This window comes from Thioalbus denitrificans (assembly GCF_003337735.1).
In the GTDB taxonomy this organism is placed as follows: domain Bacteria; phylum Pseudomonadota; class Gammaproteobacteria; order DSM-26407; family DSM-26407; genus Thioalbus; species Thioalbus denitrificans.
In genome coordinates, this window is record NZ_QPJY01000001.1 from 486,858 (window position 1) to 502,927 (window position 16,070).

At 72.0% G+C, this 16,070-nt stretch carries 17 protein-coding genes; 7 read left to right on the forward strand and 10 right to left on the reverse strand.

What is annotated here, in order from left to right; genetic code table 11:
- Positions 1–35: 35 nt before the first annotated feature.
- The 6 genes from holA to DFQ59_RS02305 all read right to left on the reverse strand — a co-directional run bounded on the left by holA (position 36) and on the right by DFQ59_RS02305 (position 7,853).
- On the reverse strand, positions 36–1,064 hold the full coding sequence (gene holA, locus DFQ59_RS02280) for a DNA polymerase III subunit delta (RefSeq protein ID WP_114278036.1): 1,029 nt from the start codon (positions 1,062–1,064) through the stop codon (positions 36–38).
- Complete coding sequence (locus DFQ59_RS02285) at positions 1,064–1,528, reverse strand: LPS-assembly lipoprotein LptE (RefSeq protein ID WP_170141995.1); 465 nt, start codon at positions 1,526–1,528, stop codon at positions 1,064–1,066. Before DFQ59_RS02285 ends, holA begins: the two co-directional genes overlap by 1 nt.
- An 88-nt stretch (positions 1,529–1,616) precedes the next feature.
- Positions 1,617–4,259: a leucine--tRNA ligase gene (gene leuS, locus DFQ59_RS02290; protein ID WP_114278038.1), complete on the reverse strand. Its 2,643-nt coding sequence runs from the start codon at positions 4,257–4,259 to the stop codon at positions 1,617–1,619.
- Between the two features lie 197 nt (positions 4,260–4,456).
- Complete coding sequence (locus DFQ59_RS02295) at positions 4,457–5,746, reverse strand: SAM-dependent methyltransferase (RefSeq protein WP_114278039.1); 1,290 nt, start codon at positions 5,744–5,746, stop codon at positions 4,457–4,459.
- Positions 5,743–6,495, reverse strand: coding sequence for a DUF1365 domain-containing protein (locus DFQ59_RS02300; protein ID WP_281268224.1), 753 nt, complete (start codon positions 6,493–6,495; stop codon positions 5,743–5,745). Before DFQ59_RS02300 ends, DFQ59_RS02295 begins: the two co-directional genes overlap by 4 nt.
- The gene (locus DFQ59_RS02305; protein ID WP_114278040.1) at positions 6,492–7,853 is read right to left on the reverse strand and encodes an NAD(P)/FAD-dependent oxidoreductase; all 1,362 of its coding nucleotides are present in this window, start codon (positions 7,851–7,853) and stop codon (positions 6,492–6,494) included. Before DFQ59_RS02305 ends, DFQ59_RS02300 begins: the two co-directional genes overlap by 4 nt.
- An 89-nt stretch (positions 7,854–7,942) precedes the next feature.
- On the opposite strand from DFQ59_RS02305, the gene DFQ59_RS02310 reads away from it, so the two are divergent.
- From DFQ59_RS02310 to bamE, 7 genes are all read left to right on the forward strand, one after another.
- The gene (locus DFQ59_RS02310; RefSeq protein ID WP_114278041.1) at positions 7,943–8,500 is read left to right on the forward strand and encodes a glutathione peroxidase; all 558 of its coding nucleotides are present in this window, start codon (positions 7,943–7,945) and stop codon (positions 8,498–8,500) included.
- Between the two features lie 4 nt (positions 8,501–8,504).
- Positions 8,505–9,266 carry a DUF3429 family protein gene (locus DFQ59_RS02315; RefSeq protein ID WP_114278042.1) on the forward strand — a complete coding sequence of 254 codons (762 nt, stop codon included), beginning with the start codon at positions 8,505–8,507 and terminating at the stop codon, positions 9,264–9,266.
- A 131-nt stretch (positions 9,267–9,397) separates the two neighbouring features.
- Positions 9,398–9,961: a zinc ribbon-containing protein gene (locus tag DFQ59_RS02320; protein WP_114278043.1), complete on the forward strand. Its 564-nt coding sequence runs from the start codon at positions 9,398–9,400 to the stop codon at positions 9,959–9,961.
- Positions 9,962–10,074: 113 nt separating this feature from the next.
- Complete coding sequence (locus tag DFQ59_RS02325; RefSeq protein WP_114278044.1) at positions 10,075–10,800, forward strand: hypothetical protein; 726 nt, start codon at positions 10,075–10,077, stop codon at positions 10,798–10,800.
- 74 nt (positions 10,801–10,874) lie between these two features.
- Positions 10,875–11,285 carry a hypothetical protein gene (locus DFQ59_RS02330; RefSeq protein ID WP_114278045.1) on the forward strand — a complete coding sequence of 137 codons (411 nt, stop codon included), beginning with the start codon at positions 10,875–10,877 and terminating at the stop codon, positions 11,283–11,285.
- Complete coding sequence (locus tag DFQ59_RS02335) at positions 11,275–11,658, forward strand: hypothetical protein (protein ID WP_147275152.1); 384 nt, start codon at positions 11,275–11,277, stop codon at positions 11,656–11,658. Before DFQ59_RS02330 ends, DFQ59_RS02335 begins: the two co-directional genes overlap by 11 nt.
- Before the next feature lie 2 nt (positions 11,659–11,660).
- Complete coding sequence (gene bamE, locus DFQ59_RS02340) at positions 11,661–12,044, forward strand: outer membrane protein assembly factor BamE domain-containing protein (protein ID WP_114278047.1); 384 nt, start codon at positions 11,661–11,663, stop codon at positions 12,042–12,044.
- 45 nt (positions 12,045–12,089) lie between these two features.
- On the opposite strand, the gene lnt is transcribed toward bamE, so the two are convergent.
- The 4 genes from lnt to DFQ59_RS02360 are packed head-to-tail and all read right to left on the reverse strand — an operon-like array spanning position 12,090 to position 16,028.
- Positions 12,090–13,637 (reverse strand): apolipoprotein N-acyltransferase, encoded by a 1,548-nt coding sequence (lnt, locus tag DFQ59_RS02345; RefSeq protein WP_170141996.1) that lies wholly within the window; start codon positions 13,635–13,637, stop codon positions 12,090–12,092.
- Between the two features lie 10 nt (positions 13,638–13,647).
- Positions 13,648–14,532, reverse strand: coding sequence for a CorC family transporter (locus DFQ59_RS02350; protein WP_114278049.1), 885 nt, complete (start codon positions 14,530–14,532; stop codon positions 13,648–13,650).
- Positions 14,533–14,581: 49 nt separating this feature from the next.
- Positions 14,582–15,064, reverse strand: a complete 483-nt coding sequence (ybeY, locus tag DFQ59_RS02355; protein WP_114278050.1) for an rRNA maturation RNase YbeY — start codon at positions 15,062–15,064, stop codon at positions 14,582–14,584.
- Positions 15,057–16,028, reverse strand: a complete 972-nt coding sequence (locus DFQ59_RS02360) for a PhoH family protein (RefSeq protein WP_245937144.1) — start codon at positions 16,026–16,028, stop codon at positions 15,057–15,059. Before DFQ59_RS02360 ends, ybeY begins: the two co-directional genes overlap by 8 nt.
- Between the last annotated feature and the right edge of the window lie 42 nt (positions 16,029–16,070).

Sequence of the window (16,070 nt, forward strand, 5' to 3'; positions counted from 1 at the left end):
GCGGCTGGTTCTGGTTCCCGGCGACTGGATACCGGTCACTGGAAACTATCCACCGGCACCACCGCTCCGGCCATGGCCAGCGCCAGGTCCTGCAGGGCGTCCCAGGCGTTGCCGGGGGCCTGCCCCTTGTTGATGCGGTCAGCCCGCTGGCAGCGCTGCAGCAGCCCCTGCCAGTGGCCGGCGTCGCCCCGCCTCAGGGCCTGCTGGTAGAGGGGCTTGCGCCGGTCCCACACCCGCTGGGCCTGCAGCGCCTGCTCCAGGCGCCGGCCCAGGGCCACGGCGCCCGCCAGGCCCGCCAGCAGGCGCAGCTCCCGGGACAGCGCCCAGAGCACCAGGGTGGGGTCCACCCCCTCGCCCCGCAGTCCGGCCAGCACCCGGGCGGCGCGGCCGGGATCGCCGCCCAGTGCCGCGTCGGCGAGGGCGAACACGTCGTAGCGGGCGCTCTCCGCCACCGCCGCGGCCACCGCCGCGGCATCCACGGGCCCGGGGCCGTGGAGCAGGCGCAGCTTCTCGATCTCCTGCGCCGCCGCCAGCAGGTTGCCCTCGACCCGCTCGGCCACCAGCCGGGCCGCCTCCGGGTCGGGCTGCAGCCCCAGCGCCCGCATGCGCTGCGCTACCCACCCGGGCAGGCGGCCGGGCTCCACCGGCCAGGCGGCCACCGTCACCCCGGTCTTCTCCAGGGCCTGGTGCCAGGCGCTCTTCTGGGCCGCGGCGTCCAGCTTGCCGGTGATCACCAGCAGCACCGTGTCGGCGGGCGGGCGGGCCGCGTACTCCTTCAGGGCGTCGGGGCCGGCGCCCTTGGGCTTGGCGCCCTCCAGGCGCAGCTCGATGATGCGGCGGGTAGCGAACAGGGAGAGGCTGTTGGCCGACTCCAGCAGGCGGTTCCAGTCGAACCCGGTCTCGACGTGGAACACCTCCCGTTCCTCGAAGCCCGCGGCGCGGGCGGCGGCGCGGATGGCGTCGCAGGACTCCATGACCGCGAGCGGCTCGTCACCGCTCACCAGGTAGACGGGCGCCAGGCCTTGCTTCAGGTGCCCGTCCAGCTGGTCGGGGCGCAGGCGCATCAGTGGCTGAGCTGGTTCACGATGCGGTTGACCGCCTCGCGGCGCATCTCGGTGCGCAGGAGATCGCGCTCCTCGTCCTTGCCCAGCACCCGCAGCTCGCTGTAGCTGTAGTCGCGCAGCACGGTGACGCTGCGCACCGGCGCGCGCTCCTCCGCGCCGGCGGGCTGCAGGGCGAAGCGCACCTCGTAGCGGAGCTCGTACTCGCGCACCTTGCCGTCGGGGCCGATGCTGAGGATGCGGCGGTCGTAGCGGGCGCCCAGGATGCGCAGGGTGGAGGCGCCGGCCTCCTCCGCCACCCGGGTGCCGCGGGCCTCCAGGGCGCGGCGCAGGTCCCGCTGCAGGTCCGGCTCGCCCGGTGGCACCTGCAGGTCGACCGCCACCAGCGCCGCGGGGAGGGGCTGGCTGCCGCGCAGCTGGAAGCCGCAGGCGGAGAGCAGCAGGGCGAGGAGGGCGATGCCCAGCAATCCGGCGGACCGCCCCGGGCGTCCGCGTCCGGGCCGGGTGGTTCCGGGTAGTTCAGGCAGGGAATGGCGCACCGGCTCTTCCTCCAGGTCAGACGACGATATTGACCAGCTTGCCGGGGACCACGATGACGCGGCGTACCGGCTTGCCCTCGATGAAACGCTGCACGTTGCCGTCGGCCAGGGCCGCGGCCTCCACCGCCGCCTTGTCGGCGCCGGCGGGCACCGAGACCTGGCCGCGCAGCTTGCCGTTCACCTGCACCACCACCTCGAGGGTGTCGCGGGCCAGGGCGGCCTCGTCCACCGTCGGCAGCCCGGCGTCGAGGATCTCCCCGCCGTAGCCCAGCCCGGACCACAGCCGGTGGGCCACGTGGGGGGTGACGGGATAGAGCAGGCGCAGCAGGATGCCGTAGCCCTCGGCCACGGTCAGCTCGTAGACCTTTTGCGAGGGCTCGGGGAGTTTCCCGTAGGATGGTATCGCGTACAGGGCGTTGAGGATCTTCATGCACGCGGCCACCACGGTGTTGAACTGGTAGCGCCCGAAGTCCTGCAGGGCCAGCTGCAGCTGCTCGTGGATCTCCCGGCGGGCCGCCTTCTGGTCACTGTCCGCCTGCCCCAGGTCGATGCGCTGGTCCTTCCGGGCGAGTTCGGCCAGCCCGGCGGCGATGGCGCCGCGCTGCTCGCGGCCGAAGGCCCACAGCCGCTTCAGGAACCGGTGGGCGCCCTCCACGCCGGCGTCCGACCACTCCAGGGACTGCTCCGGCGGGGCGGCGAACATGGTGAACAGGCGCACCGTGTCGGCGCCGTAGCGGTCGATGAGGGCCTGGGGATCGATGCCGTTGTTCTTCGACTTGGACATCTTCTCGATGCCGCCGATGATCACCGGCCCGCCGTCGGCGCGCAGGGTCGCGCTCACCACGCGGCCCTTGTCGTCGCGCTCCACCGCCACGTCGGCGGGGTTGTACCAGCTCTTCCGGCCCTCGGCGTCCTCGCGGCAGTAGGTCTCCGCCACCACCATGCCCTGGGTGAGCAGGTTGGTGAACGGCTCGTCGTAGTCCACCAGCCCGAGGTCGCGCATGACCTTGGTCCAGAAGCGGGAGTAGAGCAGGTGCAGGATGGCGTGCTCGATGCCGCCGATGTACTGGTCCACCGGCATCCAGTAGCCGGCGCGCCCGTCCACCATGGCGTCGGCGTCGTGGCTGCAGTAGCGGGCGTAGTACCAGGAGGAGTCCACGAAGGTGTCCATGGTGTCGGTCTCGCGCCGCGCCGGGCCGCCGCACTTCGGGCAGGTGGTCTCGACGAAGTCGGCGCGCCGGTTGAGCGGGTTGCCGGCGCCGTCGGGCACGCAGTCCTCGGGCAGCACCACCGGCAGCTGGTCGTCGGGCACCGGCACCGTGCCGCAGGACCCGCAGTGGATGACGGGAATGGGGCAGCCCCAGTAGCGCTGGCGGGAGATGCCCCAGTCGCGCAGGCGCCACTGCACCTGCTTGTCGCCCAGCGCCTTCGCCTGCAGGTCGGCGGCGATGGCGTCCACCGCCGCCTCGTAGTCGAGGCCGTCGTAGGGGCCCGAGTTGACGCAGCGCCCGCGCCCCTTGTCGGCGTACCACTCCCGCCACTCCTCGAGGGTGAACTCCTCGCCTTCCACGGCGATCACCTGGTCGATGGGCAGGCCGTACTTCCTGGCGAAGTGGAAGTCGCGCTCGTCGTGGGCCGGTACCGCCATCACCGCGCCCTCGCCGTAGCTCATCAGCACGTAGTTGCCCACCCACACCGGGATCGGCGCGCCGGTGAGCGGATGGGTGACTTCGATCCCGAGCGGCATGCCCTTCTTCTCCATGGTGGCGATGTCCGCCTCGGCCACGGAGCCGCGCTTGCACTCGTCCACGAAGGCGGCCAGCTCCGGGTTCTCCCGGGCGGCGCGTTCGGCCAGCGGGTGCTCGGCGGCCACGGCGCAGAAGGTCACCCCCATGATGGTGTCGGCGCGGGTGGTGTAGACCCAGAGCTTGCCGGCCTCGCCGTCCAGCTCGTAGGGGAAGGCGAAGCGCACCCCGTGGCTCTTGCCGATCCAGTTGGCCTGCATGGTGCGCACCCGCTCGGGCCAGCCGGGCAGCTGGTCCAGATCGCCCAGCAGCTCCTCGGCGTAGCGGGTGATGGCGAGGTAGTACATGGGGATCTCGCGCTTCTCCACCAGCGCGCCGGTGCGCCAGCCACGGCCGTCGATCACCTGCTCGTTGGCGAGCACCGTCTGGTCCACCGGGTCCCAGTTCACCACGCCGGTCTTCTGGTAGGCGATGCCCCGCTCGAGCATGCGCAGGAACAGCCACTGGTTCCAGCGGTAGTAGTCGGGCTGGCAGGTGGCCAGCTCCCGGCTCCAGTCGATGGCGAAGCCCAGGCTCTGCAGCTGGCGCTTCATGTAGGCGATGTTGTCGTAGGTCCAGGCCGCCGGCGGCACGCCGTTGGCCATGGCGGCGTTCTCCGCCGGCAGGCCGAAGGCGTCCCAGCCCATGGGCTGGAGCACGTTGCGGCCCTGCAGGCGCTGGAAGCGGGCGATGACGTCCCCGATGGTGTAGTTGCGCACGTGGCCCATGTGCAGCCGCCCGGAGGGGTAGGGGAACATGGACAGGCAGTAGAACTTGTCGCGCTCCGCCGCCTCCCCGACCTGGAAGGTGCCGGTCTCGTCCCAGTGCCGCTGTACCTCGGGTTCGATCTTTTCCGGGTGGTAATGCTCGTCCATCGCCTGTGCGGATACCTTGATAAGAAGAAGGGAGATGCCAAAGCAGGAAAGGATACTGCCCCGGCCGGGGGCGGACAACCGCCGCAGGGAGGGAGGGGATGAGGAACGGGTGGTGGATGCCTGCGCGGCAGGAGACTCGCGGGCGCCGCTGCGCGCAACCCGGCAGCGGGTCTGTAAGTTGATGTCTGCTATGAATCTTATGCTTGATTCCTGGCGATCCCCGTGTCTCGGCGCCTTGGCGTTGAATGCGTCGGTCCGCCGCGGTACGGAGGCCAGGCCGGGCGCTCCAGCACCGTGCGCAGCAGGTCGATGCGGCCGCTGCGGAAGCCCGCCTCGCAGTAGGCGAGGTAGTAGCGCCACAGGCGCAGGAAGCGCCGGTCGAAGCCCTGGGCGCGCACGGCGTCGGCCGCGCGGTGGAAGCGGCGGGTCCAGCGGGCCAGGGTCTCGGCGTAGTCGCTGCCGTCGAACCGCTCCGCCGCCACCCGCAGCCCGGCCGCCTGCGCCCCGGCGCGGAACGCCTCCGGGCTCGGGAGCATGCCGCCGGGGAAGACGTGCAGCTGGATGAAGTCGGGATTGCGCCGGTAGCTGGAGTAGGCGGCGCCGTCGATGGTGATGACCTGCAGGGCCGCCCTGCCGCCGGGGCGCAGCACCGCGCGCAGGCGGCGGAAGTAGGTGGACCAGTGGGCCTCGCCCACGGCCTCGAACATCTCGATGGACACCGCGTGGTCGAAGCTGCCGGTGAGGTCGCGGTAGTCCTGCAGGCGCAGTTCCACCCGCTCGGCGAGCCCCGCCCGGCGGATGCGTTCGCGGGCGAACTCCAGCTGGGCGGGGGAGAGGGTGATCCCGGTGACGCGGTGGCCGGCGCGGGCGGCGTGCTCGGCGAAGCCGCCCCAGCCGCAGCCGATCTCGAGCAGATGGCTGCCGGGCGCCGGCGCCAGCTGCTCCAGCAGCAGCCGGTACTTCTCCGTCTGGGCTTCGGCCAGGCCCATGCCGGGGCGGCTGAAGCGGGCGGCGGAGTAGGTCATGGTTCCGTCCAGCCACTGGCGGTAGAAGCCGTTGCCCAGGTCGTAGTGGGCCATGATGTTGCGCCGGCTGCCGCGCCGGCTGTTGGGGTGCAGGCGGTGACGCAGGGCGGCGAGCAGCCGGGCCGGCGCGCCGGGGCGCAGCGCCGGGGCCAGTGCTGCCTCGTTGACCGCGCCGAGCTCCAGCAGCGCGGCCGGGTCGGGGCTGTCCCACTCGCCCCGGAGGTAGCCCTCGGCGAGGCCGAGATCGCCGCCGAGCAGCAGTCGCGGCAGCAGCCGCGGATGGCGGATGTGGAGAGCGGCGGCCGGGCCCGGGCGGTGGCCGCGGAACAGGTACTCCTGGCCGTCGGGGGTGGTTAGCAACAGCTCTCCGGCCCGCAGCCGCTCCAGGGCGCCCGCCAGCGGCCGCAGCCACAGGGGGGCGGGGCGCGGACGGGGCGGGGTGTCGGCCTGTTCGCGGATCATGGGGTGATCTCCTGTTCCGGGGGTGGCGGCTTGCGGTGGAAGGGCGCGCCCCGCAGCCAGATCTTCAGCGCCTGCCAGTGAATCAGGACCATGACCTTCAAGGTTAGCAGAGGGATGCGCAGGGCGGCGGCGAGGAGGCGGCCGTCGGTGAGGGGCGCCAGCCGGCCGCTCAGGCTGGCGGCCAGCATCAGCCGTCCCCGCTGGTGCTCGTGGATCACCACCGCCAGCCGCTCGCGGGGACGGCTGATGCGGAACCGGTAGCGGGCCTCCATGGAGATGAAGGGCGAGACATGGAAGCGCTTGTCGCGGCTCTGCCGCAGCGGGTCGGCCAGTGGTGCGCCGCCCTCGTGCAGCAGGTAGCCGTGGCGTTCGCCGAAGGTGTTGCTCACCGCGCACAGCACGGCGCGCAGGCTGCCGTCGGCGTGGTGGCAGTACCACAGGGTCAGGGGGTTGAAGACGTAGCCCAGCACCCGCGGGAAGCAGAGCAGCCGCACCGGGCCGCCGGCGAGTTCGATGCCCTGCCCGCGCAGAAGGGTTTCGATCCAGGGGCGCAGCGGCGCGTCCCGGCGGGGGCCGTGGTCGCGATCATGGAAGCTCAGCAGGTTGAAGCGGTTGTGGGAGAACAGCCGCAGGCGGCGGTCGAGCGCCGGCAGCTCCTCCAGGTCCAGCAGCAGGCTGAAGACCCGGTAGGCGAACCGGTAGCGCACCGGGAACAGGCGCCGGTGCATCACCGTGCCGGTGAGGATCACGCCGCTTCCCCCGCCAGTCCGGGGCGTGGCGCCAGGGCCGTGGCGGCGGCCGTGGCGGTTCCGTTCCACGGGGCCTCCACCCCCAGGCCGCGGGCGACCTCCACGGCGGACCGCAGGCCGTCCTCGTGGAAGCCGTAGCCGCAATAGCTGCCGCAGAACCAGACCCGGCCACCGCCCTGGATCTGGCCCAGCGCCGACTGGGCCTCCAGGGCGGCGGCGTCGAAGACCGGGTGGCGGTAGTGGATCTCGCGCAGCAGGCGGCCCGGGTCGGGCTCCCGCAGGGGGTTCAGGGAGACGAAGTAGTCGCTCGCGCCGGGCAGGCCCTGGAGCGGGTTCATCCAGTAGGTCACCGACACGGCCGGCGCCGGGCCGGCCGTGTCGCCGAGGTAGTTCCAGGAGGACCAGACCCGCCGCAGGCGCGGCATCAGGGCGGGGTCGGTGTGCAGCAGGGCGCGGTTGTCCTGGTAGCCGAAGGCGCCCAGCAGCCGGCGCTCCCGCGGGTCGGGCCGCTCCAGCAGGGCCAGCGCCTGGTCGGCATGGGTGGCGATGATCGCCGCGTCGAAGGACTCTTCACGCCCGTCGGCCAGGCGCAGGGTGACGCCCCGTTCGCCGCGGCGCAGGGCGTGCACGGCGGTATCGAGGTGCCGCTCCGGGCCGATGGCCTCCAGCAGCCGCTCCACGTAGCGTCTCCCGCCGCCAGCAACCGTCCGCCAGCGGGGCCGGCCGGCGAGGTCGATCAGGCCGTGGTTGGCGAAGAACCGGGCCAGGCTGAGGGCCGGGAACTCGAGCATGGCCCGGCTCGGGCAGGACCAGATGGCGGCCGCCATCGGCAGCAGATAGTGATCGCGGAAGGCGCTGCCGTAGCCGCCCCGCCGCAGGAAATCGCCGAGGCTCATGCCGCTGTCCCCGCCGCCGGCCGCCAGGCGGCCGGCGGCGCGGTTGAAGCGCAGGATGTCCAGCAGCATGCGGTGGAAGCGGGGGTCGGCCAGGTTGCGCCGCTGGGCGAACAGGGTTCCCAGGCTGCTGCCCGCGTATTCCACCCGTCCACCGTCGATGGAGGCCGCGAAGGACATGTCCGTGGGCCGGGTGGCGATGCGGAGATGACGGAACAGGGCGGTGAGGTGCGGGTAGTTGCGCTCGTTGTAGACGATGAAGCCGGTATCCACCGGCAGCGCCCCCTCCCGCGTCGGTACCGACACCGTGTTGGTGTGGCCGCCGTGGTAGCCGTTGCGCTCGAACAGGCTCACGCGGTAGCGGCGCGCCAGCAGCCAGGCCGCGCCGAGGCCGGAGATGCCGCTGCCCACCACCGCGATGCGGGCGCCGGTGGGGAGGGGGGGATGCAGGAGTTGACTGGGCATGGACGGCTCCGTGAACCAGGGCGTTGTAATGTTGTACAATAGTAATACATAATCGGTGCAGTCCTGCAACCCCGAGATGGAGAACCGCCATGCTTTCCAGCCTGTTGATCACCGTTATCACCGCCTTGTCGGCTCCTGCCGAGGCGGCGGAAACATGCCCAGAAGTACTTTCATATGAGGTCAGAAACCTGAATGGAAAGGAATCCGTCCGGCTCTGCGACGCCTACCGCGGCAAGGTGCTGCTGGTGGTGAACACGGCCAGCAAGTGTGCGTTCACGCCCCAGTACGAGGGGCTTGAATATTTGTACGATACTTATAATAAGCGGGGATTGGTGGTGCTCGGCTTCCCCTCCGACGACTTCGGTGGCCAGGAACCGGGCGGCGAGGCGCAGATCCAGCAGTTCTGCCGTCTCGCCTACTCGGTGCGCTTCCCCATGTTCGAAAAGCTCCATGCGGGCCGGGGCGCGGCACAGCACCCCCTTTACCGTCATCTGGCCGGCGCGACCGGAGTGCACCCGGGCTGGAATTTCCACAAGTACGTGATCGATCGGCAGGGTCGCGTGGCGGCGAGCCTGGCGAGCCAGGTGGCGCCCCGGGACCCGGAACTGGTCGGACTCATCGAGTCGCTGCTGGGGACGGAGGGCTGACCGGATGAACGCTGTGATGGAGTTGCCGGAACGGCCGGCGCGGCTGCCGGCCTGGCTGGAAGGGGAACTGGAACAGGGGCCGGAAATCGTGGTGCTGGCTTCCGCGGTGACCGACACACGGCTGCTGGAGCGGCACCTGGGCAGCCGCGGCCTGGATTTCAGGGTGGCACGGCTGGGCATGGGGACGGCGGAGCGCCGTGGGCGCTTTCACGAGCTGCGGGCGCTGACCGGCCTGGAGACGCTGCCGCAGGTGTTCATGGACGGGCGCTGCATCGGGGGCGAGCTCGAGGCGCTGGCGCTCGATGGCGCGAAAGTCATCCCGCCGGTGGAGGATGAGGTGCCCGCCGCGCCACTGGTGCTGGGTGCGGCGGGGCTGGTTCCCTTCCTGGCGGCGGCCCTGGGCCCCTGGCTGGCGCTGTGGCCGGCGGGCATCGAGCCGGTCTTCTTCTCCCTCGCCTACGCCGCGGCCATTCTATCCTTCCTGGGGGGCGTCCAGTGGGGCCTGGCCCTGCCCGCGGGCACCGGCCTGTGGCTGCGGATGACCCTGGCGGTGATTCCCTCGCTGGTGGCCTGGGCGGCGCTGCTGGCCGGTGGCGCGACGGGGCTGCTGGTGGCGGGGCTGGGGCTGCTGGGAGTCTACCTGGCGGACGAGTGGCTGGGCCGGCGGCGCCGGCTGCCGCGCCACTACCTTGTCCTGCGCCGGCTCCTGACCCCGGTGGCGCTGGTCGCCCTGGCGGTCACCGGTATCCAGCCCGCCGGACTCTGAGCCGGGCACCTCCGGGCCGGCGGCCGCTGCGGCGCCCCGGGGTCCGAGGCTCTATACTTTGCTGCAGGGGCCAGGGCCGGTCATGGGCGTCGAACGACCGGCGGCGGCCGATGGCGAAGGGGATGCGTGCAATGAGTGAACAGGACAGGCAGGGCCCGCAGGAATCATCCTCCACGGTCAGTGCCTATGACCGCATGCTGGAGCGTGTGCGAACCGCCCTGGACCGGGCCGGGGACGGCGCCGAGCGGGTCCACGACTACATCACCGACGCCATGGAGCGGGCGGTGGAGCTGGGGGAGGTCACCCGCGAGGAGGGCGAACGGGTCGCCGCCTACCTCAAGCGCGACATGGAGGACGCGGGCCGCTTCCTCGCCGAGGGCGGCCAGGCCTTCCGCGACTGGCTGCGTTTCGACATGCAGCTGATCGAGGACCGGATGCTGGACATGTTCGCCCGGGTGGCGGACCAGACCCGCCTGGCCCAGTTGCAGTTCGCCGAGCAGCTCAAGCGCGCCTCCCAGTACCGCACCGGCGAGGTAACGGGTATCGGCACCCTGCGCTGCGTGGCCTGCGGCGAGGAGGTGCACTTCACCAAAACCGGCAGGATTCCCCCCTGTCCCGCCTGCCAGGCCTCCGTCTTCGAGCGGGTGAAGCCGGGGGGCGGGTCCGAACCGCCGGTGGATGCCGGCGACGAGTAGCGCCGATCACGCGCCTGACCGTCCCGCCAGGCGCTCGCCGGGACCGGGTTCGTACCCCAGCCGAGGTGCCCATGTCCGGAACGGTGCTGTTCACTCCGGGGGGGTGGCCAGGGATGATCGGGCGTTTCCCCCTCCTCTTCGCCGTGCTGCTCGCCGCCGCGGCTGGCTGCGCGCCCCCGGCGCCGCGTCCGGCGGGGGAGCGCGCCGTGTCCCCGGCGCCGGGGGTGGTGGTGGTGGTGAGCGAGCACGTCACCATCGACCGGGCGGAGGGGCGTGAATGGATCCGGGCCGTCGACCCGCTGCCGCTGGAGCGGCGCCTGCAGGCGTGTCTGGGGCGGGAGGTTGGCCGTGCCTCCCTGCCGCTGCGACTCATTGACGCCGACGAATACCGCCGCCAGGTGCTGCCCGGGCTGGACGCCCGGGATGCTCCCCGTACCCTGCCCTCCTTCCGGGTGCTCGCAACCGACGCCGGCTTCCGCGCCCGGGCCGGCGCCATCGGCCTGCGCTACGTGGTGCTGGTGAGCGCCCGCGCAGAGCAGGCCGAAGAGGGCGGCATCGGCTGTTTCAGCGGCTACGGCGGCGGCTTCTGCCTGGGCCTGGTGACCTGGGACAAGACCACGCGCCTGCGGGCGCAACTCGTCGAGTTGGGGGTGGGGGCGAGCGGCGCACCGGTGACGGCGGATGCCAGCGGGCGGTCCTGGTTCGCCGTGGCGCTGCTGATTCCGCTGGGAATGCCCGCGGCGCCGGAGGGCAGGGCCTGTGACAGCCTGGCCCGGGGCGTGGTGGCGGCCATCGCCGCCGGGCGCACGGCGGACGCGGCCCGGCTGCCGCCGGAGTAGGTGATGGTCTGCTGGCGCGGCGGCCCGTGGGGGCCGGGGAGGTGAGCGTGCACGGGACGAGGGGAGGCGGATGGGTGCGGGCTGCCGCGGCCCTGTGGCTGGCCGGAGCGCTGCTGGCGGGCTGTGCGCCGGCTCCCGTCCTGACCACCGGGGAGTTTCCCGCGCTGGCTCGCCTGGATACCGTACTTGAGCGGGGGCGGTCCACCCGCGCCGACGTGGAGCGGCTGCTGGGTTTCCCGGATGGCCGCGGGCATGTGCTGATCCCTCTCGGGGGCGTGGAGGGCCGGGGCTGGGCCGGGCGTGACGTGTGGTACTACGAGGATATCGAGGCCACGGGCACGGACAAGGCGCGGCGGGAGGGGTCGGTGACCGTCATCCCGCTCAGGGTGCGCCAGCAGGTGCTGCTGGTGCTGTTCGACGGCCCGCGCTTCGACGGCTACCTGTGGTTCTCCAATGCCCAGCGGGGGGTGGGTCATGTGCGTTGAATCGCGACGGTCGCCGGCCCGCCGGGTGCTCCTGCTCCTGCTCCTGGCGCTGGTGTCCGGCTGCGGCACCATGCGCTACGGCGTGCCGCCCCGGGTGGAGCGGCTGGACGAGCTCCAGCCGGGGCTGTCGACCACGGCCGATGTCCTCCTGCGCCTGGGTGAGCCCCGCGGGCACGGCGCGGTGCGCCTGGCCCGGGCCGAACCGGTGCGGGACGTCTTCCTCTACGAGTACGTGGAGGCGGATGCCTCCGGCAAGGCGCGGCTGAAGCTGCTGCTGGTTCTGATCCGGGCCGGCCGTTACGACGGCCACCTCTGGTTCTCGGACGAGCTGCTGCTGCGCCCGGCGGCCGCGGGCGGCGGGGGTGCGCCGTGAAGATGCCGGGGCGGTGGATTGAGCATGGCCGGTCGTGGCGCTTTGTCCTGACCGGGCTGCTGCTGGCGGTGCTGCTCGCGGGGTGTGTGGGCGGGGTCAGCATCCGCAGCGGCCACTGGGTCGATCCGGCGCTGCTGGAGTCACGGCTGTCGGTGGGCGTCTCCACCCGGGAGGACGTGCGGCGGGTGCTGGGCGCGCCGCTCGGCGGCGGTGCGTTGCTGCTGCCCGGCATGCCCGGGCCGCGCACGCAGTGGTACTACTACTACGAGCAGGGGACCCTGGAGGACGACCGGCGCCAGTTCCTGTTCGTCTACTTCGACGGCGACACCTACGACGGCTACCTCTGGTTCTCCAGCCTGCTGGAAGGGACCCTCCCCGCGCCCTGATGCCTCGCATGCAGCGCGACGGCCGCGCCTGCCGTTGCACGCTCCCTAGTCCGGGATCTCCATGGGCCGTTCCGGCGCCGGTGCGGGGCGCGGGCGCGGCGGCCGGCTGCGGAGACGGCGGGCGCCGGCCCAGGCGGCCACGAGCAGCAGCAGCGCCGCGGTTGCTACCGGCAGTGTCCCCGTGCGCACGAAGGGGGTGGCGCCGGCGCGCGGCTCGGCGCTGCCGGTGAGCGCCCCGGTCTGGAACTGGGGGGCCCGGCGCTGGACCCGGCCGCGGTGGTCGACGATGGCGGTGATGCCGGTATTGGTGGCGCGCAGCAGCCAGCGCCCCGTCTCCAGGGCGCGCATGCGGGCGATCTGGAAGTGCTGGTGGGGGCCGATGGAGGTGCCGAACCAGGCGTCGTTGCTCACGTTGACCAGCACCTGGGCCGCGGGCAGCAGGCTGCGGACCTCGTCGGGGAAGGCGATCTCGTAGCAGACGCTGGGGGCCAGGGTGAGGCCGTTGACCCGCAGCGGCGGCTGGTCGGGGGCGCCGGCGCTGAAGCTCGACATGGGCAGGTCGAAGAAGTTGATGAGCCCGCGCAGCAGGCCCGCCAGGGGCAGGTAGTCGCCGAAGGGGACGAGGTGGCGCTTGCGGTAGAGCCCGTCGCCGTCGCCCACGGCCAGCAGGCTGTTGTAGTAGCGTTGATCCGCATCCATCACCGGCAGCCCCACCAGGACGCCGGCGCCGTGGGCCTTCGCCTCGGCGTCGAGCTCATCGAGGGTCTTCGGCACCTGGTGGCGGAAGGCGGGCAGGGCGGTTTCCGGCCAGATGATCACCGGCCGGTCCCAGTTCTGCCGGGTCAGCTCCAGGTAGCGGTCGATGATGCCGCGGCGCTCCTCCGCCGACCACTTCAGGTCCTGGTCCACGTTGCCCTGCAGCAGCGCCACCTCCACCGGTGCGCCGGCCGGCTCGGTCCACTCCACCCGGCCGATCAGCGCCGCGGCGGCCCACAGCAGCGTCACGCCCATGGCCGCGGCCAGCCGCGGCGTGGCGTGGGGGCCGCGGAGCAGGGTCAGCAGCAGGGCGGCGCTGAGGGCGCAGGCCCAGGAGACGCCCAGCACCCCGGTCAGCGGCGCCAGCTGCCCGAGCGGGGTGTCGGTCTGGCTGTAGCCGAGCCAGAGCCAGGGGAAGCCGGTGAACAGCCAGCCCCGCAGCCACTCCCCCAGCACCCACAGGGCGGGAAAGGCGGCCAGCTCCGCCAGCCGTCCGCCGCGGGGGAAGAGCCGGGCGTAGAGCCAGCCGGTGAGCGCGGGAAAGAGGGCCAGGTACGCGGCCAGCAGGGCCGCCAGCCCGATGGCCACGGCCAGGCTGGAGTGGCCGTAGACGTGGATGCTCACGTGCACCCAGTTGACCCCGACCCCGAACAGGCCGGCGCCGAACAGGGCGCCGCGCCACAGGGCGCGGCGGGGCGTGGCGCCGCGCCACAGCCACAGCAGCAGCGCCGGGGCGGCGATGGCCAGCGGGAACAGCCCGAAGGGGGCGAAGGCCAGGGGCAGGGCCAGGCCGGCGGCCAGGGCCAGCAGGTCGCCGTACCGGGGGCGCAGGTTCATGGCGGCGGCATCAGCCCTGGCGGCCGCCGGCATCGGCGTCGGGCGCCGGGGCGCCGGGCAGCGGGTTGACTTCCAGCAGGTGGATGCGGCGGTTGTCCGCGTGCAGCACCTTGAAGCGGAACTCGCCCACCTGCACCGTCTCGCCGCGCTTGGGCAGGCGGCCGAAGCCCTGGATCACCAGCCCGGCGATGGTGTCGAACTCCTCGTCGCTGAAGGCCGCGCCGAAGTAGTCGTTGAAGTCCTCGATGGGGGTCAGCGCCTTGACCGTGAAGCGGGTGTCGGAGAAGCGCCGGATCAGGCTCTCCTCGTCGAAGTCGTGCTCGTCCTCGATTTCGCCGACGATCTGCTCCAGCACGTCCTCGATGGTCACCAGCCCCGAGACTCCGCCGTACTCGTCCACCACGATGGCCATGTGGTTGTGGCTGGAGCGGAACTCCCGCAGCAGGACGTTGAGCCGCTTGCTCTCGGGGATGAACACCGCCGGGCGCAGGATGTCGCGCACGTTGAAGCGCTCCGGATCCCGGCCGAAGCAGTAGCCCAGCAGGTCCTTGGCCAGCAGGATGCCGAGCACCTCGTCGCGGTTCTCGCCGATGACGGGAAAACGGGAGTGGGCCGATTCGGTGATCACCGGGATCATCTGCTCCAGGCTCATGTCCCGCTCCACCACCACCATCAGGCCGCGCGGCACCATGATGTCGCGCACCTGCATCTCGGCCACCTGCAGCACGCCCTCGATCATGCCCAGGGCGTCGGCGTCGAGCACTTCCCGTTGCTCGGCATTGCGCAGCAGTTCGATGACTTCCTCGCGATCCCGGGGTTCGCCAAGCAGCGCCAGGCTCAGGCGTTCGAGCCAGGTGCGTTGCCCGGGACCGGGACTAGATCGATCTTCACTCATGACGGGTCTTCAGGGTCTTGGTTCGTCGGTCGCGGAGTCGGCGCGGCGTTCACTCGCCGGCCGTCTCCCGGTAGGGGTCGGGATAGCCTATGCGGGCGAGTATGGCCGTTTCAAGCGCCTCCATGCCGGCGGCCTCCTCCTCCTCGAGGTGATCGTAACCCAGCAGGTGGAGAATGCCATGCACCACCATGTGGGCCCAGTGGGCCGCGGCGGGCTTGCCCTGCGCGGCGGCCTCGCGCGCCACCACCGGGGCGCAGACGACCAGGTCCCCGAGCAGCGGCAGATCGATGCCGGGCGGCGCCTCGAAGGGGAAGGAGAGGACGTTGGTGGGCCCGCTGCGGTGGCGGTAGCGCCGGTTGAGCTCGGCGCTCTCGGCCGCGTCCACGATGCGGATGGTGAGCTCGGCGGCGTCCCGGTCCTCTCCCGCCAGGGCGGCGGCCGCCCAGGCCTCGAAGGCCTCCCGCGCGGGCAGATCCGCCGCGGCGCAGGCCACCTGGAGGTCGAGCTCGATCGCCGGCCGGGCGTCACTCACCGGCGCCGTCCTCGTCCCGGTAGCCCTCGTAGGCCTCCACGATCCGCTGCACCAGGGGATGGCGCACCACGTCGCGGCTCTGGAACAGGGTGAAGCTGATTCCCTGCACGTCCCTGAGCACCTCGAGCACGTGGCGCAGCCCCGAGGACTTGCCGCGGGGCAGATCCACCTGGGTCACGTCGCCGGTGATCACCGCCGTGGAGCCGAAGCCGATGCGGGTGAGGAACATCTTCATCTGCTCGGGAGTGGTGTTCTGGGCCTCGTCGAGGATGATGAAGGCGTCGTTGAGGGTGCGCCCGCGCATGTAGGCGAGCGGCGCCACCTCGATGACGTTGCGCTCGATGAGCTTGGCCACCTTCTCGAAGCCGAGCATCTCGTAGAGGGCGTCGTAGAGGGGGCGCAGGTAGGGGTCGATCTTCTGGGCCAGGTCGCCGGGCAGGAAGCCGAGCCGTTCGCCGGCCTCCACGGCCGGACGCACCAGCAGGATGCGGCGGATGTTCTCCCGCTCCATCGCCTCCACCGCGCAGGCCACGGCCAGGTAGGTCTTGCCGGTGCCCGCCGGTCCCACGCCGAAGTTGATGTCGTGGGTGAAGATGTTGCGCACGTAGCGGCGCTGGTTCGGGCCGCGCGGCTTGATGAAGCCGCGGCGGGTGCGGATGACCGTCTCCTGCTCCTCGGCCTCGGCTCGCTCCAGCAGCTCCTCGATGCCCGACTGCTGCAGGAACAGGTTGACTCCCGCGGGCGTCAGGGTTTCGCGGCCGGCCTCCCGGTAGAGGTCCTCCAGCACCCGTCCGGTGGCGTCCACCGAGTCGCTCTCGCCGATGATGTGGAAGGCGTTGCCGCGGTTGTTGATCTCCACCCCCAGGCGCCGCTCCAGCTGGCGCAGGTGCTCGTCGAACTGGCCACAGAGGTTGGCGAGACGAAGGTTGTCGGCGGGCTCGAGGATCAGTTCGCGGGACTGCATCGGGGTTCCGGATGGGCGCGGTGCGGAGGCGGAGCCGGTCAT

Bases quoted from the DNA above. Each gene is read 5' to 3' on its own strand.
- DFQ59_RS02335 (WP_147275152.1), top strand. From the start codon at position 11,275: ATGTGCGTTGAATCGCGACGGTCGCCGGCCCGCCGGGTGCTCCTGCTC.
- DFQ59_RS02350 (WP_114278049.1), bottom strand. From the start codon at position 14,532: ATGAGTGAAGATCGATCTAGTCCCGGTCCCGGGCAACGCACCTGGCTC.
- bamE (WP_114278047.1), top strand. From the start codon at position 11,661: ATGCCGGGGCGGTGGATTGAGCATGGCCGGTCGTGGCGCTTTGTCCTG.
- DFQ59_RS02320 (WP_114278043.1), top strand. From the start codon at position 9,398: ATGAGTGAACAGGACAGGCAGGGCCCGCAGGAATCATCCTCCACGGTC.
- DFQ59_RS02305 (WP_114278040.1), bottom strand. From the start codon at position 7,853: ATGCCCAGTCAACTCCTGCATCCCCCCCTCCCCACCGGCGCCCGCATC.
- holA (WP_114278036.1), bottom strand. From the start codon at position 1,064: ATGCGCCTGCGCCCCGACCAGCTGGACGGGCACCTGAAGCAAGGCCTG.
- leuS (WP_114278038.1), bottom strand. From the start codon at position 4,259: ATGGACGAGCATTACCACCCGGAAAAGATCGAACCCGAGGTACAGCGG.
- DFQ59_RS02325 (WP_114278044.1), top strand. From the start codon at position 10,075: ATGATCGGGCGTTTCCCCCTCCTCTTCGCCGTGCTGCTCGCCGCCGCG.
- lnt (WP_170141996.1), bottom strand. From the start codon at position 13,637: ATGAACCTGCGCCCCCGGTACGGCGACCTGCTGGCCCTGGCCGCCGGC.
- DFQ59_RS02310 (WP_114278041.1), top strand. From the start codon at position 7,943: ATGCTTTCCAGCCTGTTGATCACCGTTATCACCGCCTTGTCGGCTCCT.
- DFQ59_RS02295 (WP_114278039.1), bottom strand. From the start codon at position 5,746: ATGATCCGCGAACAGGCCGACACCCCGCCCCGTCCGCGCCCCGCCCCC.
- DFQ59_RS02315 (WP_114278042.1), top strand. From the start codon at position 8,505: ATGAACGCTGTGATGGAGTTGCCGGAACGGCCGGCGCGGCTGCCGGCC.
- DFQ59_RS02360 (WP_245937144.1), bottom strand. From the start codon at position 16,028: ATGCAGTCCCGCGAACTGATCCTCGAGCCCGCCGACAACCTTCGTCTC.